Origin of the sequence: Caloramator sp. mosi_1 (assembly GCF_028622835.1) — a bacterium.
Classification (GTDB): Bacteria; Bacillota; Clostridia; order Clostridiales; family Caloramatoraceae; genus Thermobrachium.
Genome location: NZ_CP117677.1, coordinates 794037 through 819271, shown reverse-complemented (window position 1 = coordinate 819271; position 25235 = coordinate 794037). Strand labels below are relative to the sequence as shown.

Annotated in this window: 27 protein-coding genes and 7 pseudogenes; 26 read left to right on the top strand and 8 right to left on the bottom strand. The window is 31.1% G+C overall.

Annotated elements, in window-relative coordinates; translation table 11 throughout:
• Entirely contained in the window at nt 1-126 is a 126-nt protein-coding gene (locus PL321_RS05795; RefSeq protein WP_273963820.1) for a hypothetical protein, read from the top strand.
• A gap of 723 nt (nt 127-849) precedes the next feature.
• Nucleotides 850-1653, top strand: coding sequence for an undecaprenyl-diphosphate phosphatase (locus PL321_RS05790; protein WP_337960967.1), 804 nt, complete (start codon nt 850-852; stop codon nt 1651-1653).
• A 41-nt stretch (nt 1654-1694) separates the two neighbouring features.
• Here the strand turns inward: PL321_RS05790 and PL321_RS05785 are convergent, their stop codons facing one another.
• Nucleotides 1695-2144: a DUF3231 family protein gene (locus tag PL321_RS05785; protein WP_273963817.1), complete on the bottom strand. Its 450-nt coding sequence runs from the start codon at nt 2142-2144 to the stop codon at nt 1695-1697.
• 102 nt (nt 2145-2246) lie between these two features.
• On the opposite strand from PL321_RS05785, the gene PL321_RS19680 reads away from it, so the two are divergent.
• The 9 genes from PL321_RS19680 (at nt 2247) to PL321_RS05745 (ending at nt 7592) form a co-directional block, all read left to right on the top strand.
• Nucleotides 2247-2561, top strand: coding sequence for an ATP-binding protein (locus PL321_RS19680; RefSeq protein WP_337960966.1), 315 nt, complete (start codon nt 2247-2249; stop codon nt 2559-2561).
• Nucleotides 2558-3004: a hypothetical protein gene (locus tag PL321_RS19675; RefSeq protein ID WP_337960965.1), complete on the top strand. Its 447-nt coding sequence runs from the start codon at nt 2558-2560 to the stop codon at nt 3002-3004. The genes PL321_RS19680 and PL321_RS19675 overlap by 4 nt, the downstream gene beginning before the upstream one ends.
• Nucleotides 3005-3095: 91 nt before the next feature.
• Nucleotides 3096-3668, top strand: coding sequence for a SafA/ExsA family spore coat assembly protein (gene safA / locus PL321_RS05775; protein ID WP_273963816.1), 573 nt, complete (start codon nt 3096-3098; stop codon nt 3666-3668).
• A gap of 151 nt (nt 3669-3819) precedes the next feature.
• Entirely contained in the window at nt 3820-4104 is a 285-nt protein-coding gene (locus tag PL321_RS05770; RefSeq protein ID WP_273963815.1) for an ROK family protein, read from the top strand.
• Nucleotides 4101-4772: an ROK family protein gene (locus tag PL321_RS05765; RefSeq protein WP_273963814.1), complete on the top strand. Its 672-nt coding sequence runs from the start codon at nt 4101-4103 to the stop codon at nt 4770-4772. The genes PL321_RS05770 and PL321_RS05765 overlap by 4 nt, the downstream gene beginning before the upstream one ends.
• A gap of 68 nt (nt 4773-4840) precedes the next feature.
• Nucleotides 4841-5158, top strand: a complete 318-nt coding sequence (locus tag PL321_RS05760; protein WP_273963813.1) for a sugar phosphate nucleotidyltransferase — start codon at nt 4841-4843, stop codon at nt 5156-5158.
• Nucleotides 5159-5255: 97 nt separating this feature from the next.
• Nucleotides 5256-5585, top strand: a complete 330-nt coding sequence (locus PL321_RS05755) for a sugar phosphate nucleotidyltransferase (protein WP_273963812.1) — start codon at nt 5256-5258, stop codon at nt 5583-5585.
• A 92-nt stretch (nt 5586-5677) separates the two neighbouring features.
• Nucleotides 5678-6919, top strand: a complete 1242-nt coding sequence (locus PL321_RS05750) for an AAA family ATPase (protein ID WP_273963811.1) — start codon at nt 5678-5680, stop codon at nt 6917-6919.
• Nucleotides 6909-7592, top strand: a complete 684-nt coding sequence (locus PL321_RS05745; RefSeq protein ID WP_273963810.1) for an RloB family protein — start codon at nt 6909-6911, stop codon at nt 7590-7592. The genes PL321_RS05750 and PL321_RS05745 overlap by 11 nt, the downstream gene beginning before the upstream one ends.
• Before the next feature lie 251 nt (nt 7593-7843).
• Here PL321_RS05745 and PL321_RS05740 read toward each other — a convergent pair whose 3' ends face one another.
• The 4 genes and pseudogenes from PL321_RS05740 to PL321_RS05725 form a co-directional block, all read right to left on the bottom strand.
• Nucleotides 7844-8194, bottom strand: coding sequence for a recombinase zinc beta ribbon domain-containing protein (locus tag PL321_RS05740; RefSeq protein WP_273964429.1), 351 nt, complete (start codon nt 8192-8194; stop codon nt 7844-7846).
• A 141-nt stretch (nt 8195-8335) separates the two neighbouring features.
• Nucleotides 8336-9198: pseudogene (locus tag PL321_RS05735) on the bottom strand (recombinase family protein); the annotation flags it as partial.
• An 806-nt stretch (nt 9199-10004) separates the two neighbouring features.
• Nucleotides 10005-11071 (bottom strand): annotated as a pseudogene (gene tnpB / locus PL321_RS05730) (IS200/IS605 family element RNA-guided endonuclease TnpB).
• Nucleotides 11072-11123: 52 nt separating this feature from the next.
• A pseudogene (locus PL321_RS05725) lies at nt 11124-11225 on the bottom strand (transposase); the annotation flags it as partial.
• A gap of 225 nt (nt 11226-11450) precedes the next feature.
• Between PL321_RS05725 and hsdR the strand changes: the two are divergent.
• From hsdR to PL321_RS05680, 8 genes and pseudogenes are all read left to right on the top strand, one after another.
• Nucleotides 11451-13781: pseudogene (gene hsdR, locus PL321_RS21055) on the top strand (EcoAI/FtnUII family type I restriction enzme subunit R).
• Between the two features lie 25 nt (nt 13782-13806).
• Nucleotides 13807-15250, top strand: a pseudogene (locus tag PL321_RS21050) (N-6 DNA methylase).
• 3 nt (nt 15251-15253) lie between these two features.
• Entirely contained in the window at nt 15254-15475 is a 222-nt protein-coding gene (locus PL321_RS05700; RefSeq protein ID WP_273963806.1) for a hypothetical protein, read from the top strand.
• A 350-nt stretch (nt 15476-15825) separates the two neighbouring features.
• Nucleotides 15826-16131 (top strand): restriction endonuclease subunit S, encoded by a 306-nt coding sequence (locus PL321_RS21045; protein WP_443110750.1) that lies wholly within the window; start codon nt 15826-15828, stop codon nt 16129-16131.
• A 59-nt stretch (nt 16132-16190) separates the two neighbouring features.
• Entirely contained in the window at nt 16191-16688 is a 498-nt protein-coding gene (locus PL321_RS05695; protein WP_443110694.1) for a restriction endonuclease subunit S, read from the top strand.
• Nucleotides 16689-17126: 438 nt separating this feature from the next.
• The gene (locus PL321_RS05690) at nt 17127-17540 is read left to right on the top strand and encodes a mannose-6-phosphate isomerase (protein WP_273963803.1); all 414 of its coding nucleotides are present in this window, start codon (nt 17127-17129) and stop codon (nt 17538-17540) included.
• 131 nt (nt 17541-17671) lie between these two features.
• Nucleotides 17672-18229 carry a hypothetical protein gene (locus PL321_RS05685; protein ID WP_273963802.1) on the top strand — a complete coding sequence of 186 codons (558 nt, stop codon included), beginning with the start codon at nt 17672-17674 and terminating at the stop codon, nt 18227-18229.
• Complete coding sequence (locus PL321_RS05680) at nt 18166-19008, top strand: methyl-accepting chemotaxis protein (protein WP_337961094.1); 843 nt, start codon at nt 18166-18168, stop codon at nt 19006-19008. Before PL321_RS05685 ends, PL321_RS05680 begins: the two co-directional genes overlap by 64 nt.
• Nucleotides 19009-19197: 189 nt before the next feature.
• Here PL321_RS05680 and PL321_RS05675 read toward each other — a convergent pair whose 3' ends face one another.
• Both PL321_RS05675 and PL321_RS05670 read right to left on the bottom strand, forming a co-directional pair.
• The gene (locus tag PL321_RS05675) at nt 19198-19545 is read right to left on the bottom strand and encodes a hypothetical protein (protein ID WP_273963800.1); all 348 of its coding nucleotides are present in this window, start codon (nt 19543-19545) and stop codon (nt 19198-19200) included.
• 32 nt (nt 19546-19577) lie between these two features.
• Nucleotides 19578-20700: pseudogene (locus PL321_RS05670) on the bottom strand (glycosyltransferase family 4 protein).
• Between the two features lie 141 nt (nt 20701-20841).
• On the opposite strand from PL321_RS05670, the gene PL321_RS05665 reads away from it, so the two are divergent.
• The 7 genes from PL321_RS05665 to PL321_RS05635 all read left to right on the top strand — a co-directional run bounded on the left by PL321_RS05665 (nt 20842) and on the right by PL321_RS05635 (nt 23994).
• Nucleotides 20842-21471, top strand: coding sequence for a hypothetical protein (locus tag PL321_RS05665; RefSeq protein WP_273963799.1), 630 nt, complete (start codon nt 20842-20844; stop codon nt 21469-21471).
• A 44-nt stretch (nt 21472-21515) separates the two neighbouring features.
• The gene (locus PL321_RS05660; RefSeq protein WP_273963797.1) at nt 21516-22097 is read left to right on the top strand and encodes a hypothetical protein; all 582 of its coding nucleotides are present in this window, start codon (nt 21516-21518) and stop codon (nt 22095-22097) included.
• Between the two features lie 314 nt (nt 22098-22411).
• Nucleotides 22412-22690 (top strand): hypothetical protein, encoded by a 279-nt coding sequence (locus PL321_RS05655; RefSeq protein ID WP_273963796.1) that lies wholly within the window; start codon nt 22412-22414, stop codon nt 22688-22690.
• Entirely contained in the window at nt 22690-22839 is a 150-nt protein-coding gene (locus tag PL321_RS05650) for a hypothetical protein (protein ID WP_273963795.1), read from the top strand. The genes PL321_RS05655 and PL321_RS05650 overlap by 1 nt, the downstream gene beginning before the upstream one ends.
• 170 nt (nt 22840-23009) lie before the next feature.
• Nucleotides 23010-23165 (top strand): hypothetical protein, encoded by a 156-nt coding sequence (locus PL321_RS05645; protein ID WP_273963794.1) that lies wholly within the window; start codon nt 23010-23012, stop codon nt 23163-23165.
• 107 nt (nt 23166-23272) lie between these two features.
• On the top strand, nt 23273-23464 hold the full coding sequence (locus tag PL321_RS05640; protein WP_273963793.1) for a hypothetical protein: 192 nt from the start codon (nt 23273-23275) through the stop codon (nt 23462-23464).
• Between the two features lie 11 nt (nt 23465-23475).
• Nucleotides 23476-23994 carry a phosphotransferase gene (locus PL321_RS05635; RefSeq protein ID WP_273963791.1) on the top strand — a complete coding sequence of 173 codons (519 nt, stop codon included), beginning with the start codon at nt 23476-23478 and terminating at the stop codon, nt 23992-23994.
• Nucleotides 23995-24053: 59 nt separating this feature from the next.
• Here PL321_RS05635 and PL321_RS05630 read toward each other — a convergent pair.
• A pseudogene (locus PL321_RS05630) lies at nt 24054-25144 on the bottom strand (glycosyltransferase family 4 protein).
• Between the last annotated feature and the right edge of the window lie 91 nt (nt 25145-25235).

Here is a 25235-nt window from a genome sequence, read left to right as displayed (position 1 = left end):
ATGTGGCAAGATGCAGAAAAAATATCATTTGGGTATGTATGTAATACAGCCATATATTTAGAAATAATAGCAAACATAATAGAATTCATAGAGTTAATATTGTACATATCTGGTTTTGATAAATAATTTTTAGAAGTAAGACTTAATGCAAAAAATAAAAAAGGAAGACTATAAAATCAAGTATTCTAAAATATACATAATATTCTCTGTTATAGTCTAATAAAAAATTAAATGCTGAGTATTTTAAAACATAATATGTAATTAAAGATAATGTTGTAAAAATAAAAGGAACAAAAATAAAATGTTTTTTATCCTTAGCAATATGATTATCTGGAATAGCATTTAGTAAAATGATAGATATTGCCAAAAGGATATATGTAATATTAGCAAAAATAATACTAATACCCCATCTGTTTTGTTGAAGAGCAAAATAAATATGAACTATGTTAATTAGTGCAATAGCGAAAAAAATAGATGAGGGTATTACATATTTCTGCCTTTTTCATAGGGATAGGAGTACCAACCTATATAAAATACAGTAAATGAAACCATTGATACTATTGTTTCAACACCTATATGTAAAAAATCATTGGTATTTTTATTTATCAATATTGGGCTTAGTTTTGTAAGATAATAAAAGAAAATAAAAATAAAAAAGTTAAAAACAAATTAATGATAATAACTATTTTGTTTTTCATTTGTTTATCCCCCAGCAAATAAAGATTTTATCATAATCACATATAAATTTCTACAATTTGTCGAACGATTACATAAAATAACAATATTAGACAATAGAAATTGATTTAAAATAAATTTCTTGAATTAATATGTATATTATTGTATTCTATAATGAGGAAGGGAGGAGTTAAATTGATATTAAAGGCTATTATTTTAGGTATTATTGAAGGTTTAACAGAATTTCTACCAGTATCTTCAACGGGTCACCTTATAATTGCAAACAAATACATAAGCTTTACTGGGGATTTTGCAAATGCATTTAATGTTGTAATACAGGTGGGGGCAATACTTGCGGTAATTTTCTATTATAAGGATAAGATTTTCCCTAAGTTCGATAATAAAATACAAACAAAGAAGGTATTTAATCTATGGTATAAGGTTGTAGTAGGATTTATTCCTGCACTTATATTAGGATTTTTATTTGATGATTATATAGAAGAGCATTTCTTTAATCCAAGGACAGTTGCCTATGCACTAATTTTTGGTGCACTACTTCTTTTATTTGCAGAGAACAGATTAAAAAGGGTTAAAGTAGATGATGTAGATAATTTGTCCTACAAGGATGCGTTTTTAGTAGGTGTATTCCAATGTTTAGCCCTTTGGCCTGGTATGTCAAGGTCTGCATCAACTATAATAGGAGGACTATTTTTAGGACTCTCAAGAGAGGCAGCTGCAGAATTTTCCTTCTTTTTAGCACTTCCAACTATTATAGGTGCTTCAGTTTTAAAGATTTTTAAGGCTGGATTTATGTTTACACCCTATGAGTGGATAGTGTTGTTTGTTGGCACGTTTGTTTCCTTTGTTGTAGCTCTAATTGTAATAGCAGCCTTTATGAGCTACATAAAGAAAAAGAAATTAGCACCCTTTGCGTATTACAGAATTTTACTTGGCATATTAGTTTTGCTAATGTTATAAAATTTAAGTTTATGAATATAGAATAAGCTGGCAGTGCCAGCTTATTCTACTTTATAGTATCCCTTATTTCTCATCATATTAAAAATAGTTTCAGCGTGTCCCTGTTCCTCCTGCTGAATATGTTGAAGCTGTTTTCTTATGTTTGTATCAACAGTCTCAAGTATTGCTGTATTGTAGTTTGAAGATACGTGCTTTTCTGTGGAGAGTGAATCGTTCATAAGCTGTGCATCTGAGAAGGACAGGTTTTGTTGGTTTTGTGCAGCAGATGGCTTGTTATAGCTTTCATATATACTGGTATAATTAACACCATTTTGAGATAATATGTTTTTTAAGGTTGTAGCGTGTTGCTGTTCGTATCCTGCAAGGGTTGTAAACATATTTTTAACATCAGCATCATTTGACAAAGCAGCATATTGTTCATATTTTCTTATGCATAGATACTCAGCATCAAGATTTTCCTTAAGATAATTAATCTCCTTTTGAGTCAACATAAAATACACCTCCACCAATATTTTTGCAAATATATGATTTATATCACATCAATTTAAAAGTTTTTGTTTATAATAAAATTGAAATTAAACGGAGGTGATACTATGGCAATAAGAAAGATTGTGCATATAGATGAAGAAAAGTGCAATGGATGCGGACTATGTATTCCAAACTGTGCAGAGGGAGCATTACAAATAGTAGACGGAAAAGCAAAGCTTGTTAAGGATATTTACTGCGATGGACTGGGTGCGTGTCTTGGACACTGCCCACAGGGTGCAATTTCGATAATTGAAAGAGAAGCAGAGGAATTTGACGAAAAGGCAGTAGAAGAACATCTAAAAACGCAAAATCAAGTTGTATCTTCTACAACTCATCACCACCACCCTCATCATATAGGAGGGGGTGCCCTGGAAGTATGATAAGGCAGTTTAATAAAGAGGTTAATGAATCACAGGATATAAGGGTTAATTCAAGATTAAAACAATGGCCTGTCCAATTAAGTTTAGTTCCAGCAACAGCACCATATTTAAAGAGAGCAGACCTTTTAATTACAGCAGATTGTGTACCCTTTGCCTATGGCAATTATCACAACGATTTCTTAAAGGACAGAGCAGTTGTTGTAGGCTGTCCAAAGCTTGATGATATTGAATACTACACAGATAAGTTAACGGATATAATAAAATTAAATGACCTTGAGAGCATAACAGTTTTAAAGATGGAGGTTCCTTGCTGTAGTGGAATGATGTACGCAGCAAAAACAGCAAGAGATAGATCAGGCTCAGATATTCCAATTAAGGTCGTAACAATTGGAATAGAAGGAGACATTATAAAAGAGAGTATGTTTAAAAGTAAAAAATTGTAAAGTATAAAATAATCACCTCTACTAAAAAATAATTAGTAGAGGTGATTATTTTGAAGAAAAAATAAGATTACTCACACTAATATTAATAGTAATGTTAGCTTCAGTTGCTTTTGCACAGGACACATACTATACTGTACAGCCAGGAGATAGTATGTGGAAGATTGCTCAAAAGTATCAGGTAGGAATATCTGAAATTGTAGCGGCAAATCCAGAAATTAAAAATCCTGCTTTGATTTATCCAGGACAGAAGGTAAAAATTCCTGTAATTGAGACAAAGGCAATCGAGAGTGAAGTTGTAAGGCTTGTAAATATTGAAAGGGCAAAGGTAGGTCTTCCAGTTCTAAAGGAAAATTGGCAACTTTCAAGGGTTGCAAGATATAAGTCTCAGGATATGATAAACAAAAATTATTTTTCTCACTATTCACCAACCTATGGTTCTCCCTTTGATATGATTGAGTCCTTTGGGATAAAATTTTCAGCCGCAGGAGAAAATATAGCGATGGGACAGAGAACTCCTCAGGAGGTAATGAATGCTTGGATGAACTCACCAGGACATAGAAGTAATATATTAAGTCCGTCCTATACTGAAATAGGTGTTGGGCTTGCAAAGGATAAAGCAGGTAGGTGCTATTGGACACAAATGTTTATAAAACCTATAAGATAAATATAAAGAGTCGCCTAATTGATAATTTGGCGACTCTTTATTAATAAAAAATAACAATATACCCTGTATTTTTGTATTTTATCCCTTTAAAAAAATTTAAAAAATAATATAATTACTATGTATATTAAATTAATTAAGAAAGGGGATAATTATGTACATAGGTATAGACTTAGGAGGGACTAATATAGCTGCTGGATTAGTAGATGAGAGCGGTAAAATACTTTACACAAAATCAACTCCAACGCTTGCAACAAGAGGATATAAGGACGTAATTGATGATATAAATAAATTAGTTAAAGATATTATTATTGAGTCAAATATTGATAAAAGTGAAGTTAAAGCAATAGGTATAGGAATACCAGGGCTTGCTGATAAGGACGGAAATGTTATATTCTGTGCTAATTTAGGATGGGAAAACATACCTCTTAAAAAATGATGGAGGATGAACTAAGAATACAAGTATTTATTGATAACGATGCAACAGTAGCAGGACTTGCAGAATATGAGTTTGGTTCAATGAAGGGATGTAAGAGTGGTATATTACTTACACTTGGAACAGGAATAGGCGGGGGTATCGTATTAAATGGAGAAGTTTACAGTGGTGCCCACGGAGTAGGTTCAGAAATAGGACATATGATTATAGGAGAAAACTTCTACAACTGTAACTGCGGAAAGAATGGATGTTTTGAAACCTTTGCATCATCAACAGCTATAATAAGATATACACAAAAGTTGATAAAGGATGGAAATACAGATACAATAATTCTACAAAAGGTAGATGGAGATTTAGATAAGATAAATGCAAAGATTATTTTTGACAGTGCAAAAGAAGGCGACAGAGTTGCTAAAATGGCAGTAGATAGACTTGTTAAATATCTTGTTATAGGTATATTTAATATAGTAAACTTTATGGACCCAGAGGTTATAGCCTTAGGTGGAGGAATATCTAATGCAGGAGAATATCTTCTAAATCAAGTTAAGGAAGAATTTGAAAAGAATAAATTCTTCAAAACTTTACCAGCAGCAAACATAGTTCTTGCACAATTTAAGAATGATGCTGGAATATTGGGTGCTGCAATGCTTGGAAAACACGGAATAAGATAAATAATATATTAATAAGTAGCAAACAAAAGCCACTTTGCATATTATAACAATATGCGGGGTGGTTTTTTATGATATATGCAGTAATAATGTCTGGTGGACTTGGTTCAAGATTTTGGCCAAAGTCAAGAAAAGGACTTCCTAAGCAGTTTTTGAAGATAATTGGACAGAAAACAATGATAGAGAATACTGTTGATAGAATATCGACTATTATTCCCAAAGAAAATATATGTGTTGTTACAAATCAAAACTATGTAGGTATTATAAAAAAGCTACTGGGGATAGATAATAAAAATATATTTAAAGAGCCTTTAAACAAAGAAACAGCATCTTGTATAGGTCTTGCAGCTGTTAAACTACTAAAAAGGACTTTGAGGCTACTATGGTAGTTTTACCCTCTGATCATTTGATAATAGGGCAGGAGGATTTTGAACAAACAATAAAAAAGCAATAGATGTAGCACAGGATGGAGATTACTTGGTTACTATGGGTGTTACTCCCACAAGACCAGAGATAGGGTATGGATATATAGAAGTTGGTGACAAGCTTCAGGAAAATGTTTTTAGGGTAAAAAGATTTATAGAAAAGCCAAACTTAGATGTAGCAACCTCCTTTTTAGAAAAGGGAAATTTTTGTGGAACAGCGGTATGTTTGTATGGCGTGCAGACCCACTCCGTACCAAATTGTGATAAACTTAAAAATGTTTTAAGAACAAAGGTATATTTTTTATTTTATATGATTATACTTATAAATAGGCATTTTGTGAGAAAATTTCTCAAAAATATAGCTATTATTTATAAAATACTGTATAATTAAAATGTACCACAAGTTAATTCTTTTGGTACAATTACAATATTTAATATTAAAATACTTTGTAAAAAGTTTAATTTAAAAGGTAGGTGATAAGGATGCTTGTACAATTTAACTTTGAAAACTTTAAATCCTTTAGAGACGAAAATACTTTAGATATGACTGCAACAAACATTAAGGAACATCCATATAATGTAATTGAATATACAACAAAGGATAGATTTCTTAAAGTAGCTACTATCTATGGAGCAAATGCCAGTGGTAAATCAAATGTAATCGAAGCTTTTAATTTTATGAGATATTTTGTATTAAACTCTCTTGCTATTAATGAGGATATAAATAGAAAAGATGATATTATCCCTGTAAAGAGCTTTGCATTTGATGAGAATAAAAACGGAACATCCTTATTTGAAGTATTCTTTATAGTTGATAATGTAGAATATCAATATGGATTTACAGTTGACAATAAGAAAATTTATGAGGAATGGTTATACTCAAGAAATTTAAGAAGGAAGAATACTACAACTCTATTTCAAAGAGAAGATAACAGCATAGTATGTGGTAATAAAATGAAGGATGCAGAAAAATTTATAGAATCTGTAGATGATAAAACCTTATTTTTAACATTGACTGCAAAGACAAATGTTAAGGTATCAAAGATTGTGTTCAAATGGTTTTTGGATAGTTTTGTAATTGATTTTGGAGATAGTATATTTGAGGCGTATATATCAAATTTCTTATCTAATGAAATTGTTACTGATGAACTTTATAAGAAAAAAGTAGAGGAATTTTTGATTGCAATAGATACAGGCATCAAGGGTATTAGAATAGAAGAAATAAAGGATGATAAGAAGAACAAATACAGGATATTTGCTAAACACTCAACTAAAACAGGTGAAATGGTGGAAATACCATTTGAAGAAGAATCAAGTGGTACTATAAAGATGTTTTGTTTATTTAATTTCTTTTTAAAGGCATTAGATAACGGAACTCCTTTGTTTATAGATGAACTTAACGCAAAACTACATCCATTGCTTGTAAGATATATCATTAATATGTTCCACGACCCTAATATAAATAAAAAGAATGCACAGTTAATTTTTACAACCCACGATGTGTCAACACTTACAAAGGATGTATTTAGAAGAGATGAAATTTGGTTTACTGAAAAGGATGAAGAAGGAGTTTCAACTCTGTTTTCTTTAGTTGAATATAGATTGGAGGATAATAGTAAAGTAAGAAATGATGCAACCTACAATAAAGATTATCTATCAGGAAGATATGGTGCTATTCCTATTTTAAGAGAATTCAATATTTTGGAGGATTTAAATGGGAAGTGATAGGGAAGAAATATTTAAAAAGATAAGAGGCAATAGAAAAGAAAGAAAGGAAAACAATAGGAAATTAGCACCATATAGATATCTTATTGTTTGTGAAGGTTCTAAAACTGAGCCAAACTATTTTATGGGAATTAGAGATAAAATAAATTCAAAATACAAGCAGAGTATCAGAGTAGAAAAGCAGATAGAGATTGATATTAAAGGTACAGGAAGGAATACAAATGATTTAGTTAGATACGTAGATGAAATTATAAATAGGTCAGCTGTTTATTACGGGAATGTGTGGGTAGTGTTTGATAAGGATGATTTTACAGATAATCAATTTAATAGTGCAATTGAACAAGCCAAAAGTAAAGGTTTTAAAGTTGCTTGGTCAAATGAAGCAATAGAGCTTTGGTTCATATTACATTTTGAATATTTACAATCAACTATAAACAGGGAAGAATATATTAAAAAGCTTTCTCAAAAGTTTAGAGAATTGGGATTTGGCAAATATGAAAAAAACATAAAAAATATATTTGATATTTTGACTGAATGTGGCTCAATTGATAATGCGATAGATAGGGCAAAGAAACTACTAAAGATGCACGGAGATATACCAGCATCTAAGATGAAACCAGCAACAACAGTTTATCAGTTAGTTGAAGAATTGCTCCAATATATTAAAGATTAAGGCAGGGTTAACCTGCCTATTTATATATAATCTCTATACTGTTGGTGTCACCATCCCAATAAACTTTGTTAATAATGTTTGTTAGAAGTTTTCTTTTATCCTCAAAGGAGCTGTTTTCAAAAAGTGTATCAAACATCTCTATTGATTTTGCAAGTAATTGTATCTTTTCTTGATTTAATTCCTCAATTAAAATAGATTCCTTAAGTTTAGATAGCTTCTTTTTAATTCTTCGTTTTCATAAGAAATATGCTCTATTTTTGTAGTATTATCTTAGCTGTATTAGAATCTTGGGTTAAGGATAGTGTATGAGTCAGATTATCAATGGCGTCCTCGTTTTGTTTTATTGTAGCATTAATTCTTTGTATTTCATTTTCTGTATTTTGGGATTCAATTTTATCTACATAGTTAGTAAGCTCATATATAAGCTTATCTTTATCTAAACTAAGATTACGTATAGTATCAACCACAGCTCTTTCAACATCATCTCCCTTTGCATTTTTATTATCACATCTAACCTTACCTGAAGCTGCTTTAAGTTTGCAAGCATAATAGTGTGGAGCCTTACCTAAGGCTTTGCTGTATGCCCTGTGGGTAACCCGCATTGTAGTACCACATTTTTTACACTTCATAAGTCCCGACAACAAACCAACCTTTGATTTCCCAAGCCTTGGGGCAAGAGTTTTATTTTTCTCAAGTGTCATTTGCACTGCCAACCAATCCTTTGCTTCTATAATTCCTTCGTGTTTTGCCACTGAACATATCCAGTTTGATATATCCTTATAATCTGTCTTTCCCTTTCTTTTATTGTAAAGATACAGCCCGTGTATCCCATCAGGTTCACCTACAACGGTTATTCCCTTTTTCTCAAGATAATCAAATACCTCCTTTGTAGCCTTTACATATACAGGGTTAGTTAATATTGTTTTTAGTTTGCTCTTAACAAAGTCCTTATTCATCTTTGTTTTTATATTATTTTGTAAGCAATATTTTTCTACTTGGCTAAGTGACTTAAGTTCAAGGTATTTATTGTAGAGTAGTTTAACTAAGTTTAATTCTTCTTCTATAGGTTCAAGCTTATACATTTTTCTCTCTTTAAGTTCATTATCAAGATAAACAATAGGAGTGCTTTTAAATCCTGTAGGGGTTTGCCCTCCAAGCCACCTACCACTTTTGGCAAGCTCAAGCATATTATCTCTAATTCTTTCTGCAATAGTTTCCCTTTCAAGTTGTGCAAATACGCTGGCAATATACATCATTGCTCTACCCATAGGAGTTGATGTGTCAAACTGTTCAGATACGGATATAAAATCTATCTGGTATTTTTCAAGAATGTTTATTAGGTTTGCAAAATCACCTATATTTCTGCTAACTCTATCTAACCTGTAACAGATAAGAATAGAAAATTTTCTTTTGTTGCATCCTTTAATAGTTTCTTAAATTGAGGTCTGTCTGCATTTTTACCTGAGAAGCCTTCGTCTTCATAGATTATATAATCATATATTCCAAGCTTTGATAGATAATCTTTACACATAGTTATTTGGTTTTCAGTTGATTCGCCTTTTCCTGTGTATTTAGATTTTCTGGAATATATTGCTGCTGTTTTCACAGTTGTTCCTCCGTTTTACTACAGGATTTAAGGAGATTTATTAAATATTTTATTTCATTGGGATTCGAAGATAATCTTGACTTGATAACTTCAAGAACAGCATCTGTATATAAATCATTTAATCTTTTGAGATTTGACTCATTACTTATAACAGTTATCTGATTAGACATAACCCCCACCAATTGGATTGCTGTATTTAACAGGGTTTCTATCACTTCACAAGCAATATATCCCAAGTCATCTTCATTTGATAAATTGCCCTTTACTGTGTTAATGGTCCACTTTTTATCTTGATTTTGAGGATATTCAGTTTTTGTTTTTTAACTATTTCTTTTGTACTGAAGTCTTGAATGAAATTATTTATCTTTTGGTTTTACGAATTTAAATCTTTACCAGCTTTGCAATATACAACAGAAATATTAGGTTTTTTAAAGTTGCATATAGCAACAAATTATTTTTAGTTAAAGTTTCCTTTGCCAGTTCAATGTGAGCTTTTATAGAGTTATTATATTTTCGTGAAGATACTCAAGCATAAATTGCTGCAAAATTTTCGGGAGTTTTTATTATTTCTTCATTAAAAAATATTTTTGCTACTCATAATCTCCTATTTCTTCAAATAAATTATTTTCTACTAAGAAGGATATAATTTTATCTATAAAAATATTCCAATTTAGAGTATCTTCACAGTATTTAATTGTAATTTGTGAACTACCCCCACCTATAGAGGTGGTGGCTTCGTGGTCAAGATAGCTTCTGCTACCAGATTACCCACGCTCAAAGGGCTGTTCCATCCCCAGTTTTACCATCTAAATGGCTAATTTTAGCAAGTTTTTGACGCATTTATATCTCTATCATGATTAGCACCACAATTAGGGCATTTCCATTCTCTTAATGCTAAATTCTTTACATCAGAATTTTTATATCCACACTCTGAACATATTTGACTTGATGCATAGTTTTGCGGTGCTATTATTACTTCTCTTCCATACCATTTTGCTTTATATTCTAATATTCTTCTGAATTCTGACCAACTAACTTCTAAAATTGCTTTTGCTAACTTATGATTTTGTTGCATATTCTTTACTTTTAAGTCCTCTAAAACTATAACTTGGTTTTCGTTTATAATTTTAGAAGATACCTTATGAAGAAAGTCTTTTCTTTGATTTGCTATTTTTTCATATAGTTTTGCAAGGTGTAACCTTGTTTTTCATAGTTTTTGCTATATTTTTGTTTCCTGCATAAATCTCTTTGGAGTTTCTTTATTCTCTTTTCTGTTCTTCTTAACCATTTTGGATTTTCTATCTTTGTTCCATTTGATAATACTAAAAATCCTTTAAGCCTAAATCTATTCCTACTTTGTTATCTACTTTAGGCAGTTTCTTTATCTCTGTTTCTACAAGTATTGAAACATAGTATTTACCTGTTGGTGTCTTTGATATTGTTACTGATTTTATTTCACCTTCAAATAATCTATGCTGTTTTACTTTTATCATAGTCTTTAACTTTGGTATTTTTAGATACCCATCTATAAGTGCTACTGTGCCTTTTTGGTTGTTTGTTGTAAAAGATTGATATCCTTTTTTCTTCTTGAATTTTGGGAAACCTACATTTTTGTCTCTAAAAAAGTTTTTATATGCCTTTTCTAAATTTATCTGTGCATTAGCAAGAGCAAGACTATCTACTTCTTTTAGAAAAGGATATTCTTTTTATATTGTGCAGGTGTATTCTTTAACATTTTTCCAGTTTGTTTGTAATGTTCTATTTTATCGTTAAGCATTCTGTTGTATATAAATCTCACACAACCAAATACTTTAGATAAATATTCCTTTTGTTCTTTTGTTGGATATATTCTATATTTATAGGCTTTTAACAAAGCTACACCTCCTTCCCTTAGATATATATATTTTTTGACTACTTCATTAGTTATCTACTATATTATCATCAATAACTTTTCTCCTATATTTCGTTACTAAAACAAGATGATAATATAGCAAGAACACTGAAAGATTATTATTATCCAAATCTATCTATTTATATAACCTCATTTTTCTAATGCACATTTTGTATCTGAATGATGAATTTGTCAAGCGACATTCATCACCCACTTATAGAAGTGGGCGACTTCTGTCACTAATTAGGTTAAAAATAATGTTATATTGTAAAAAATCATAGAATAACAACTTTTTAACAAAAATAATTTATGATAAAATATATTTGTATTTATTAAAAAAATTTAAAGGTCGGTGGGGTTAGTGGATAAAAGAAATATGTCGGAAATAGATATACGCACAAAGTATATTACGCCTGCAATAGTAAAATCAGGGTGGGATTTGCACAAGCAAATTAGAGAAGAATATACATTTACTGATGGGAGAGTTATAGTTAGAAAAAATTTGTCACAAGGGGTAAAAGAAAAAGAGCAGATTATATCTTATTTTATAAATCTAATCTCCCACTTGCTATAGTAGAAGCAAAGGACAATAAGCATTTCATAGGAGATGGAATGCAACAGGCAATAGAATATGCGGAAATTTTGGATATTCCTTTTGTTTATACAAGTAACGGAGATGGATTTTTAGAACACGATAGAACCAAAACTTCAGGTGAAATAGAAAGGGAATTAAGTTTAGATGAATTTCCATCGCCCGAAGAATTATGGGAAAGATATAAAAAGTGGAAGGGAATAGATGAAAACATAGAGGATATAATAACTCAAGATTACTATTATGAACAGAATGCAAAAAGTCCAAGATACTACCAAAGAATAGCCATAAATAGAACAATAGAAGCAATAGCTAAAGGCCAAAACAGAATTTTACTTGTTATGGCAACTGGAACAGGAAAAACATATACTGCATTTCAAATAATATATAGACTTTGGAAGTCAAAAACAAAAAAGAGGATATTGTTTTTAGCAGATAGGAACATTTTAGTCGACCAAACTATGGTAAATGATTTTAGGCATTTCGGAGACAAAATGACTAAAATAACAAACAGGTTAGCAGATAAGTCTCACGAAATCTATTTAGCACTGTATCAAGCAATATCAGGAAATGATGATTTTAAAAATATATATAAACAGTATTCGCCAGACTTCTTTGACCTTATAGTTGTAGATGAGTGCCATAGAGGAAGTGCTAAAGAAGATTCAGCTTGGAGAGAAATATTAGAATATTTTAGTCCAGCAACACAAATAGGACTTACAGCAACACCAAAGGAAACAAAGGATGTTTCTAATATTGAGTATTTTGGTGAGCCAGTATACACATATTCATTAAAGCAGGGGATAGAGGATGGATTTTTAGCACCTTATAAGGTTATTAGAGTAACCTTAGATGTTGATGCAGAAGGATTTAGACCTTATAAGGGACAAGTAGATAAGTATGGTAACGTTATTGATGATAGAGAATACAACATTAAAGACTATGATAGAGAAATAGTTTTGGAAAAAGAACTCAACAAGTAGCCAAAATTGTTTCAGATTATTTAAAAGAAAACAATATGAGATTTGCTAAAACTATCTTTTTTGTGTAGATACAGAACATGCAGAAAGAATGAGAAGAGCATTAGCAAATGAAAACGCTGACCTTGTTAATCAAGATTCAAGGTATGTAATGAGAATTACAGGTGATGATGCAGAGGGTAAAGAGAGTTAGATAACTTTATTGACCCATCAAGCAAATATCCTGTTTTAGTAACGACAAGTAAGCTTCTTACAACAGGTGTAGACGCACAAACTTGCAAATTTATTGTCTTAGATGCCAATATTAATAGTATGACAGAATTTAAACAGATTATAGGAAGAGGAACAAGGCTAAGAGAGGATTATGACAAACTATATTTTACTATTTTTGACTTTAGAGGTGTTACAAAGTTATTTGCAGACCCATCCTTTGATGGAGAACCTGTAGTAATAAAGGAATCTAAAGACGGTAAGATACCATCTGAGGAAAATGAGCCAACAACTGGAGTTGATATTGGCGAGAATGTCAATGAAAATCCTGAACCATATGGAAATGATAGACCAAGAAAATATTATGTTAATGATGTTGAGGTTAAGGTAATTAATAACAGAGCATTATATTACGATAGAGATGGAAAGTTAATAATTGAATCTTTGTTGGATTTTACTAAAAGAATTTAAAGAATCAGTTTAGGTCATTAGATGATTTTTTAAATAGATGGAATAGTTCAGAAAGAAAAGAGGCAATAATAAAGGAACTTGAAGAAATGGGTATATTGTTTGATGAATTAAAGGAAGAGATTGGATATGATATGGACCCATTTGATATGATTTGTCATATAGCTTTTGATAAGCCACCTCTTACTAGAAAAGAGAGGGCAAATAATGTAAAAAGAAAAACTATTTTACTAAGTATGAGGGAACAGCAAGGGAAGTATTAGAAAGGCTACTTGATAAATATGCAGACTCTGGAATAGAAAATATTGAGAGTATGGAAGTTTTAAAGATACCTGAGTTTAAAGACTTTGGAACACCAATAGAGATAATAAAGAAATTTGGAGGCAAACAAAAATTTAATGAAGCAATAAAGGAACTAGAGAAGGAAATATATTCGGCGTAATTTAGATAGCTAAGGAGGTAAAGTGATGTCAATTTCTACAATAATTAAATCAATACAAGATATAATGCGACAAGATTCAGGTGTGGATGGAGATGCACAAAGAATTGGACAATTGGTTTGGATGATATTTTTAAAGGTTTTTGATGCCAAGGAACAGGAATGGGAGATTTTAAAGGATGAGTATACTCCGATTATACCAGAGGGCTTAAGATGGAGAGATTGGGCAGAAAATCCAGAAGGAATTACTGGAGATGAATTGATTGATTTTGTGAACAATAGGCTTTTTAAAGAACTAAAGGAAATGGAATTAGATGAAAATAGCGACCCAAAGGCTTTTATAGTTAAAGCAGTATTTGAGGATTCATATAATTATATGAAATCAGGTACATTAATGAGACAAGTTATTAATAAACTAAATGAGATAGACTTCACAACCCAACACGATAGACATCTATTTAATGATATTTATGAAACTATATTAAAGGACTTACAGAGTGCAGGAAAATCAGGCGAATATTATACGCCAAGAGCTCTAACAGATTTTATTATTGAATGTTTAAACCCAAAGATAGGAGAAAAGGTAGCTGACTTTGCTTGCGGTACAGGTGGATTTTTGGTATCTGCTTTAAAACACATTGAAAAAGATATAAAAACTGTTGAAGATAGGGAAATCTTTCAAAATACATTATTTGGTATAGAGAAAAACCTCTTCCACATCTTCTTTGTATGACTAATTTAATATTACACGATATAGATGAGCCAAATATAAAGAGAGATAATTCATTAGCTACAAGTATTAAGGATTATCCTGAAAATAAGAAATTTGATGTTATTGCAATGAATCCACCTTTTGGAGGGGTTGAAGAAGATATTATTCAATATAATTTCCCTGTAGATATGAGAACATCGGAAACAGCAGACCTTTTTATGGTTTTGATTATGAATAGGTTAAAGGAAAATGGTAGAGCAGGTGTTATACTTCCTGATGGTTTTTTATTTGGTAATGATAATGCAAAGATAGCTATAAAAAGAAGCTGCTTGAAGATTTTAACCTTCATACAATTGTAAGGATACCAAGTGGAGCATTTGCACCATATACATCAATAAGTTCAAACATTCTTTTCTTTGATAGGACAAGACCAACAACTAAAATTGATTATTACCAGGTTCCACTTCCTGAGGGACTTAAAAATGGTTTTACAAAAACAAAGCCAATGAAGAGAGAACATTTAGATTGTGTTAGAAACTGGTGGAATAATCGTGGAAATGGAGATATAAATGCTTATTCTGTAACAATTGAAGATATAAAAAATGCAGGGTATAACCTTGATTTTAAAAACCCAAATGTAATGCAAGATGAAAAGGACTATACTTTAAGTGAGCTGCTTGAATCAATGAATGAAAAGGCTATAAGAATAGGAGAAATAATAGGAGAGTTATCAAATTTATTGAAGGGAGTTGAAGAATAGACTATGGATATTAAAGCTCTTAAAGATAAAATTCTTCAGCTTGCCATACAAGGTAAACTAGTACCCCAAGACCCAAATGACGAACCAGCAAGCGTATTATTAGAAAAGATAAAGGAAGAAAAAGAAAGACTAATAAAGGAAGGCAAAATAAAAAAGAAAAGCCACTACCACCAATTGAAGAAGACGAAAAGCCATTTGAGTTGCCACAAGGATGGGAGTGGGTGAGGTTAGGGGAGATAGGAATTATTGTTATGGGACAATCACCTAATGGTAATACAATAAATAGCACTACAGGGATGGAATTTCATCAAGGGAAGACTTTTTGGAGAAAAGATTTTAAAAAGAAGTGACAAATATACAACAAAGCAAAGTAAAATTGCAAAACCAGGAGATGTAATATTATCTGTTAGAGCACCTGTTGGAGATGTTAATATTACAGATAGGATAATATGTATAGGAAGAGGATTAAGTGCCATAACTAAATTAGGAGATATAGAAAGTGAATTTTACTATTATTTTATGAAGGCACTAAAAGATGTCATGATTGAAAAGGGTAATGGAACTACTTTTTAGCTATTACTAAAGATATAATTAATAGCTTTCTTATCCCCCTTCCTCCACTTGCAGAACAAAAACGTATTGTAGAAAAAGTTGAACATTTATTTAATCTTATAGATGAATTAGAAAGTGATAAAGAAAAATTAAAGAAATTAATAAAATTAACTAGAGAGAAAACATTACAACTTGCTATACAAGGGAAATTAGTACCCCAAGACCCAAATGACGAACCAGCAAGTGTATTATTAGAAAAGATAAAGGAAGAAAAAGAAAGGCTAATAAAGGAAGGCAAAATAAAAAAGAAAAGCCACTACCACCAATAGAAGAATACGAAAAGCCGTTTGAGTTGCCACAAGGATGGGAGTGGGTGAGGTTAGGGGAGGTGGGAAAAATTGTATCAGGAGGAACACCTAAAACAAGTGTAAAAGAATATTGGGAGAATGGAACGATTCCTTGGATTACTCCAGCTGACTTAGGCTTATATAAATCTAAGTATATTTCACATGGTAAAAGGTTTATAACAGAGATAGGATTAATAAAAAGTTCAGCACAGTTAATGCCAAGAGGTGCAGTAATATTTTCAAGTAGAGCACCAATAGGATATGTAGCAATAGCAAAGAATGAAATATGTACAAATCAAGGGTGTAAGTCATCAGTTCCATATGTAATGGATATGAATGAATATATTTATTATTACTTAATGTATGCAGCAAAGTTAATTAATGAAAATGCTTCTGGTACAACTTTTAACGAGATTTCAGGTACAGAATTTTCAAATATTGTTCTCCCTCTACCACCCCTTGCAGAACAAAAACGTATTGTAGAGAAAGTAAACCAAATTATGAACTTATGTGATGAGTTAGAAAAAGTGATTGAATAGTAATGTTATTTTTATTTGAATAGAAAAATTTGTCGGCAATCGGGTGGTTGTGGTATACCACATCCGCTCAATTGTCGATAATAATTTTTATGTGTTTTTATAAAAATTATTATTGGTATAGGAGTTATTTAATTATCCAGATAAATGTTATTAGATTGCTTGATGATAGTTAAGAATTGTTGTTAAAAATTTATTATTCAAAGTTAAATCTTATTTTTATTACTAAAAAGACTATTTAGTTTTTATTAACCTTTTGTAGAAATCAACGTATGCTATTTTGATTTTATAGGTCTTGGATGTGATAGGAAAGAAAAGATATGAATCAAATTGCTTAAGGTGGATAGTAAAAATGATAACATTCCATCGCACTTTTGACAATCGTGCAGACAGACTACTTAGGGAAATAAAAAATATTTACCAGACCTATACAAAAATCTTATGAGAATATATGAGTATATAGGTACAGAGGATGAAGAGAAGGTGATTCGTGAAGAATATGAAAAAATAGATGGTATATCCATTGATTTTGGCGTAATGCAAAGAACCCACAGAGCAGTTGTAATACCAACCAATTTCGTTTGGGATGATATAGGAAGCTTTACATCACTTGAAAGATTTTTAAGTAAAGATGAAAATGGAAACATAATTCAAAATTGTGAATGTGCAGTTATAGATGTAAAGAACACAACAATAATGGGAGATAAGAGGCTTATTGCAGCAATAGGAATAAAGGATATGCTTATAATAGATACAGATGATGTTGTTTTAATATGTCCAAAGGACAGGGCACAGAGTATAAAGGACTTGGTTAAAAAGATTTCAAGTAGCCAAGAGTTTGAAAAGTTTATATAGAGGAGGTATCTTTATGATATCTCCTTTTTTATTTTTAATCTATACTTAACAAAAGGCGTATTAGTTTATTATGGAAGGCTTTAATTGTTTTTGGTATAATTAAAGTGTATATTTTACAAAGGGGGTATATAATGAAGGATTTACTAAAGCTAATTTTAATTTTTGTTTTAGGGGGTTTTATTTCAGCAGCATTTATTCTTTTAAATTTAAATCCAATAATATCATTTGCTGTATTAGTTGTTTTGTTGCCATCAGTAACATATTATACCTCTAAGAGGGTGGTGTATGTAAAGGAAAAGCAAGAGAAAAATGAGATGGATTTTACTAATATTTCTAAAAAGCTTGCAAATAGCAGTAAAGACATATATATGTCAAGCAATAAGCTGTACGATTTATCAAAGGAAATATATAGTTTATCAGATGAAATAACTGTACTGAGCGATAAGGATAATGCAAATATAAAATCAATAATCAATGAAATAGAAACTATTATGTCAAAGGTTTTAGACATAATGAAATCAGCACAGGATGCTAAGGATTTTTCCAACAACTGTATAAGAGATATAAAAGAAAATGAAGATTCAATAAGAAATTCAAGAAAGAATTTTGATGACTTAATAGATGTATACAAGAATTTTTCAAAAGTAAGGATGAGCTTGTTACATCATCCCAAAAGATTTATGAGATAGCAGATTATATAAATGAAATTGCAAATAAAACACATCTTTTGTCTTTAAATGCAAGTATAGAGGCAGCACGAGTTGGTGAGGCAGGTCGAGGATTTTTAGTAGTAGCCTCAGAAATAAAAAAGCTGGCGGCACAATCTAAGGAGTTTAGTGAAAACATTAAAAAAGTGTTAGATGGAATTACTAAGAATATAAATAATTTGGATGAAGTGTCAAATCAAAGTTCAATGAAGATGGAAACGACAAAAATGGAGATGGAGGAACTTTATAATTCCATATATAGATTCATAAACTCATCTGTTGAGCTTGATAAAAACATAAACAATGTGATTGTTCAGGCAAAGGGAATAGAGGCTTCAACAAATTCTGCAATTGAGACTGCACAAGCGGTTTATTCCTCCCACGAAAATACATCATCCTTAATAGAAAAGGCAGCAGAACTTATACAAAATCAATGGACGGTTGTAGAAAAGTTTAAAGTAATCTCTAATGATATATCATCAGCATCAGATGAGTTTTTAAGTCAAAGTATAGACAAAAGTGTAGAGGAAAAATTAGTTGAAATAGGCAAAAAGATAATGGAGTATAAGGGGGATAAATCCGAGTCAACGTTAAAAAGATTATGTAGAGAGCTTGGAGTAAATGATGTATATTATGCAAACTCAAGAGGAATATTTGAATATGGAACAACAAAAGATGCCTTAGGTCTTAATATATTTGAATTAGATAAAAGATACAGGGATTTTGTAAAAGTGGTAAAGAAGTTCAAATTTATCCCTTAACAAGAAGATTAGATACAGGAGAACTTTTTAAGTTTATGGCGGTAAAGAGAATAGACAGTGAAGGTGTAATATCAGTTGGCATTTCTATAGACAATCTCCTTGATAAGTGCCACCCAGGTGAAAAGTGAATTTAACCATAAAATGGAAAAAGGAAGTAGAAAGTTACTTCCTTTTTTATTTGATTGAATTTTACGGATTAGTTTTATTTTCTTGCTCTTCTGTTGCTTCTTTAATATTCTTTATATCATAAACCCCACTCTCAACGGTTTTAATTGCAGCACATAACCTTTTATCTAAAAGGCACTGCAAATCCTCTGCAGAACGGCGAATATTAAATACAAGCTCTAATAGTTCCTTGATTTGATGCTGTTCTGTGATATTTATATGTGAAACTGAATTTGCAGCAGATGCAAATCCATCAGCAGCAACACCCAGCCTTGATATAGCATCAACAATTGGTAAAATCTCTGTACTAAATAGCTCTCCTACCGACTTATACTTTGCAGCAAAGCCAAACTTTTCAACTGTCTCGCCCACATAACCACCCCTTTATAGTTTTTAAGGGGACACTATACCCTTTCTTTTACTGCCTCCTTATATATGTTTAATGTTTCCATTGCAGTTTTATTCCAACTAAATTTCAAAGAATGTTCATATCCCTTCTTGGCGAGACTATCTCTTTTATTATCATCCTGAAGTAAAATTTCGATTGAGTTTTTAGCTCTTCAGCATCAAAGGGATTTATAAGTAGTGCAGCATCCTCTACAATTTCAGGAATAGAAGAAACATTTGATGTTATAACTGGTGTTTGACAGCTCATAGCCTCAAGGGGAGGAAGTCCAAAACCTTCATAGAGGGATGGATATAAAAATAAAGTTGCACCACTATAAAAGTAAGGTAAATCTTCGTAGGGTACATACCCTGTAAATACAACACTATCCTTTATATTTAAACTATTTGCAAGGCTTATTAAAAAGCTATGTTCGTCTTTAGAAGAACCTACAATTACTACCTTAAACTTATCTTTTATATCCTTAATTAGTCTTGAATAGGCAAGAAGTATTGATTTTACATTTTTCCTTGGACTGAATCCACCAATATATAAAAAATAATCAAAGTCTATATTATACTTTTTATTTAAAAAGTCTTTACATATATTCTTATCAATTGGCCTAAAATAATCGTCAGCCGCAAGGTGTGTTACCTTTATCTTATCTTCTTCCACGTCAAATATTCTCATAATGTCCTTTTAGAGAAGTTAGATACTGTTATTATAACATCAGAGTTTTGTATTATTTGCGGCATTTGAGATATAAATTTTTTAAATATCCACGACCTACAGTTTCGGGCATAACGTATGGAATTAAATCGTGAATTGTGGATATATAGATACAGCTTTTTTAGAAGGAAGACCAATCCCATTTTGTGGGACGTGGTATATATTCATATTCTTAGCCTTTAGATTTTCTGGTATAAAATATTCTTCAAAAAGTGGTGGTGTTTTTTAGAGGCAATGCTAATAGAAATATTTTTATTAAAATTAAACTGCTTATAATTGCTGCCATACCAATATAGTAAATACTTGTTTTCAAAGTCGTGGAGATTTATATATTTTAAAAGTTCGATTGTATAGGTTCCAATTCCAGTTCCAGCATAAAGATTAGCACCTCTTGCATCTATAGCAATATTCATCCTATCACTCCGTAAATAAGCTGTATATATTATAAATATTACAATTATTAGTTAAATGTGCATATTTTTTAAATATTGCAGTAGCACAAAACAAAGTTATTAACATATTATAAAATAGAACTCTTAAATGGGAGATGAAGTATGCAATTTAATGAGGTAGAAAAGGCCTATGGATTTAACATTCTCTCATATGAAAAAATAAAGAATATATATAAACTAATTACGGATAAAGGAGTATATTGCTTAAAAACATCCAAGTACGATTTAAAGCAATATAATTTTATTATATCTGTAATGATGTATCTAATTAATAAAGGCTATGAACACATACTTTCTATTTACAAGACAAAGGAGGGAGAGTTATTTATCTCCTTAAATGAAGGCTATGCATATCTTACGGATTTTATTGAAGCTAAGGAGGCAGATTTTAAAGACTATACAGAGCTTAAAATGTGTATAGAAGCCATTGCTAATCTTCACATATTATCAAGAGGATTTAGATATGATATTAGGCTTAGGGATTACTACGGCAAATGGGTTGAGAAGTTTAAAAAGAGAAGTAGCGAGCTTTTATATTTTAGAGCTATGTGTGAAGCAAAGGAAAACAAAAGTGAATTTGATACAATCTTTTTAAAATATTTTGATATTCACTACAAACAGTCCTTAAAGTGTTTAAAGGACTTTGAAAAATCAAGATATTCAAAAATAATCGAATCCCACAAAAACTTCACGAAGTATGTCATCACGATACAGCAAATCATAATTTTTTAATAACTAATGACAATATAGTTTTAATAGATTATGACTACGTGATAATGGATACACATCTTCACGATCTATCAAGTTTATTAATTAGAAATCTAAGGTATGGCAATTGGGATATAAAGCTTTTTAACTTTATATTAAATGAATATGGAAGGTATGTACCCGTTACATTAGAAGAAGTAAATCTTATTTTCTGCTTTATGGAATTCCCACAGGATTTTTGGCAGGTAGGGCTTCAATATTATGTGGAGAAGCAACCTTGGACAGAGGAAAACTTTTTAAAACGATTAAACAGGGTTGTTTTAGATTGTGAAAATAGATTTAAATTTTTAGATGAGCTGGAGGGTTGTATGGAAGGTATAGATAAATATCTTGAAAAAGTAGAGAAAATGAAAAGTGAGCTTAATGATATTACTTTAGAACTTTTAAAAAGAACTGATGAAGAGAACGTAAATATTGGCGATTTAGAGGAAAAAATAAAAAGCCTAAAGGATGAAATAAAGAGGCTAAAAAAGTTGAGAAAACAGCAGGAAAAGATGGAGGAACTACTTGATAAGAAGGATGAGATTATAAAGGAGATTGAAAGATCAAAGGATAAGCATTTAAAGAAAAAGCGTAAAAGAAAACATTAGGAGTGATTGTATGGATTTTAAAGGAGGCAAAGATAGGATAAAAAGATTGATAAAATCGAAGATGGATATATCATTGAAGTTGGGAGTAAGATACTTCACTTAAGGAAAGTAAACATTAAAGAATCAGAAATACTTTTTATAAATGAGGTTATAGGATATGCTTTTAAAAATGGATTTACTAATATTGTGCAATTTAATACACTAAGTGATGCCAAACCTTATATAAAGTATGAAAATGAGCTGTATATTTTAACAGATATATATAGATTTGTTGATATAAAAAGGATATAAATTCCTTCTGTTTAGCATCACTTTTGGCAGATTTTCATACCTCAACCACAGGTTTTACAGCAAGGGATGAAATAAAGCCCAGTGTTACTTGGGGAAAGAGGGTAGGTAAGTTTAGAAATCTTTATATAATTTTAGATAAATTTATAGATGAGGTAAGTGAAAGAAGCAGGCATAACGAGTTTGAGGAAAATGTGATGTCTATTTTAGGGGAATTAAAGATGAGATGTAAAGGCTCAATGAAGGTGTTTAGAAGCACAGAATATTTTAATCTTCTTGAGTTAAGTATGAAAAAAAGGAAATAGTGCTTTATGACATTGGAAAACAAACATTGGCAGAATCAGACGGAAAGTATTATATATACGATGTTTTTGATTTATCCTATGGACTTATAGAAGAGGATTTAGCTATGCTGATAAGAAAAACACAAAATGAAAATAAAGAAAAATATTAGATATATATAATAGAAATTCACCAAGGCAGATAAATACAAATGTTTTGGAGGCATATTTACGCTTTCCTGAAAACACACTTAAGGTAATAGCAGAATATATGAGGCAAAAGGATGTAGGCCTTGCAGAAAAGCTAAAAAAGCCTCTATTAAGGATGATGTGAGGTGAATTTATGGAATATAAATTTAGAGACAAGGTATATCTTTCAACATACTTGTTAGATACAGATCTTTTTGATAGATATAATTTTTTAGTCGAAGATGCAGTACCAATTCGTTCAGTATTTATTTTAAAAACAAACGAAGGACTTAAAATATTAAAAAGATAGATTATAAGTTAGAGGAACTCGAATATATTTATGAAGCACTAAATCACATCAGAAGGACATATCCCTTTGTGGTGAACTTTAAACAGAGCGTAGAAGGAAAACCCTATGTGGAATACCAAGGAGGTATATATGTTGTTCTTGATTTAATAGAGGGACGAGAGTGTATATACGAAAATCCCGTTGATTTAATAGGTGCATCAAGGGCACTTGCAAGGCTTCATAGTGCCTCAGAGGGGATAAGGGTTAAGGAGATACGAAACAATCTTTATAAGATGGAAGGCAATATTATAAAAAGATAAAAGAACTCAATATGTGCAAAGAGTTTGCAGAACTTCACTTAAATAAAAGTGATTTTGATAAACTTTTCTTAGAATATGCAGAATATTATATAGATGAAGCAACTCAAGCCTTAAATAAACTTCAGGAGTCTGATTATAGAAAGCTGTGTAGAGAAAAGTATGTTCTCTGCCATCACGATTTGGCTCATCACAATATAATTGTGGACAATGAGGATAACTATTATTTTGTTGATTTTGATTATGCTGTAGTTGATTTACCCTATCACGACCTTTGTAATTTTATAACCAAGGCAATAAAACACAATATGTGGAATATTGATATGGCAGAAACTATACTACAGGGTTATTCCCAGATCAATAATCTTGAAAAGGATGAACTTGAGGTACTTTATGCGTATCTTCTATTCCCGCAGGATTTTTACGACATAACAATTAGCTATTATATGAAGACAAGGGGATGGGATGAGGATGAGTTTTTGAAAAACTTAAAAGAAAGGCAGAATATAAGAAGGATAGAGAGAGTTTCTTAAGAGAATTTAAGGAATTAGTATAGGGGAGCACAGCTCCCCTTAGCAGTTATTTAAGATCTCTATTGTTTCAATAGTAGCTTTTTCCAAGAATACATACTACTTCTCTTTAGAGACTTTAGAACCATTTTGTTATAGAAGGTTTCGTCCTCTAAAAGCAGTAGCATCTTTTCTTTTATATCTTCTATTTCATAGGGATCAATATACAGCGTATCCTCTCCAAGAATCTCGGGTATAGATGTTTTATTAGAAGAGATAGTCGGTGTTCCGCAGGCCATAGCCTCAAGAGGAGGAAGCCCAAAGCCTTCGTAGAAGGACGGATAAACAAAAGCTTAGCCGCGTTATAAAAGATAGGCAGTTCTTCAACAGGAACATATCCAGTAAATACAACATCTTCCTTAAGGTTGAGCTTAAGTGCTAAGTCTCTATAGTCATAATAGGACCTACCTTTTTACCGAGTATAACAAGCTTAATAGGCTTTTTATATTTTTCCTTTAAAAGTGCAAAGGCTTGTATTAGCCCCTTTATATTTTTTCTTGGGCTAAACCCTCCAACATAGAGTATAAAATCTCCTTCTATACCATAGTTTCTTAATACAAAGTTTTTGCAAATTGATTTGTCCATAGGTACATAAAAATCCTCAGCAGCAAGATGTGTAACATATATTTTTCTTCAGGAAAGCCTAATGTTTGTGAAATATCTTTTTTGAAAAGTTAGATACAGTAATTATTCCATCAACCCTTTTTATTATTTCAGGTACTTCCTTAAGGTAAATATCGAGATACTGAGGTCCTACTGTTTCAGGCATTTTATAGGGTATTACATCGTGAAGGGTGATAAAGAATCTGCAGGGTTTATCCTTTGGAAGTCCTATACCGTTTTGGGGCACAAAATAAGCATCCATATTGGTGTTGTTAATTACATTAGGTATATAGACATCCTCCCAAAAGGTATCTTTACTTCTGTCATCTATTATATTAATTTCGATATTATTTGGGATATCAAGGTCGGAATTGTTTTCGTTAGGCAAAAAGAAGGTATACTTATTTATTTTATCGAGTCTACATATATTGTAGATGATTTGATATGTGTATGTGCCAATTCCAGTTCCACGATACCACCTTGCGGCACGTGCGTCAATTCCTATCTTCATTTTTGCACCTTATAAATATTTCTACTATATCATAATATGAATTATATACAAAAGTGTGAAAAATGCTAACAATAAAGGGCTGCATTTATTG

Excerpts from the sequence above, each read along its gene's own strand:
- PL321_RS05645 (WP_273963794.1), top strand. The coding sequence starts at position 23,010 with ATGGAATATAAATTTAGAGACAAGGTATATCTTTCAACATACTTGTTA.
- PL321_RS05770 (WP_273963815.1), top strand. The coding sequence starts at position 3,820 with ATGTACATAGGTATAGACTTAGGAGGGACTAATATAGCTGCTGGATTA.
- PL321_RS05795 (WP_273963820.1), top strand. The coding sequence starts at position 1 with ATGTGGCAAGATGCAGAAAAAATATCATTTGGGTATGTATGTAATACA.
- PL321_RS05660 (WP_273963797.1), top strand. The coding sequence starts at position 21,516 with ATGGATACACATCTTCACGATCTATCAAGTTTATTAATTAGAAATCTA.
- PL321_RS19680 (WP_337960966.1), top strand. The coding sequence starts at position 2,247 with ATGGCAATAAGAAAGATTGTGCATATAGATGAAGAAAAGTGCAATGGA.
- PL321_RS05685 (WP_273963802.1), top strand. The coding sequence starts at position 17,672 with ATGAAGGATTTACTAAAGCTAATTTTAATTTTTGTTTTAGGGGGTTTT.
- PL321_RS05665 (WP_273963799.1), top strand. The coding sequence starts at position 20,842 with ATGCAATTTAATGAGGTAGAAAAGGCCTATGGATTTAACATTCTCTCA.
- safA (WP_273963816.1), top strand. The coding sequence starts at position 3,096 with ATGTTAGCTTCAGTTGCTTTTGCACAGGACACATACTATACTGTACAG.
- PL321_RS05745 (WP_273963810.1), top strand. The coding sequence starts at position 6,909 with ATGGGAAGTGATAGGGAAGAAATATTTAAAAAGATAAGAGGCAATAGA.
- PL321_RS05700 (WP_273963806.1), top strand. The coding sequence starts at position 15,254 with ATGGATATTAAAGCTCTTAAAGATAAAATTCTTCAGCTTGCCATACAA.
- PL321_RS05635 (WP_273963791.1), top strand. The coding sequence starts at position 23,476 with ATGTGCAAAGAGTTTGCAGAACTTCACTTAAATAAAAGTGATTTTGAT.
- PL321_RS05750 (WP_273963811.1), top strand. The coding sequence starts at position 5,678 with ATGCTTGTACAATTTAACTTTGAAAACTTTAAATCCTTTAGAGACGAA.
- PL321_RS19675 (WP_337960965.1), top strand. The coding sequence starts at position 2,558 with ATGATAAGGCAGTTTAATAAAGAGGTTAATGAATCACAGGATATAAGG.
- PL321_RS05765 (WP_273963814.1), top strand. The coding sequence starts at position 4,101 with ATGATGGAGGATGAACTAAGAATACAAGTATTTATTGATAACGATGCA.
- PL321_RS05760 (WP_273963813.1), top strand. The coding sequence starts at position 4,841 with ATGATATATGCAGTAATAATGTCTGGTGGACTTGGTTCAAGATTTTGG.
- PL321_RS05790 (WP_337960967.1), top strand. The coding sequence starts at position 850 with ATGAGGAAGGGAGGAGTTAAATTGATATTAAAGGCTATTATTTTAGGT.
- PL321_RS05785 (WP_273963817.1), bottom strand. The coding sequence starts at position 2,144 with ATGTTGACTCAAAAGGAGATTAATTATCTTAAGGAAAATCTTGATGCT.
- PL321_RS05690 (WP_273963803.1), top strand. The coding sequence starts at position 17,127 with ATGAGAATATATGAGTATATAGGTACAGAGGATGAAGAGAAGGTGATT.
- PL321_RS05740 (WP_273964429.1), bottom strand. The coding sequence starts at position 8,194 with ATGCGGGTTACCCACAGGGCATACAGCAAAGCCTTAGGTAAGGCTCCA.
- PL321_RS05755 (WP_273963812.1), top strand. The coding sequence starts at position 5,256 with ATGGGTGTTACTCCCACAAGACCAGAGATAGGGTATGGATATATAGAA.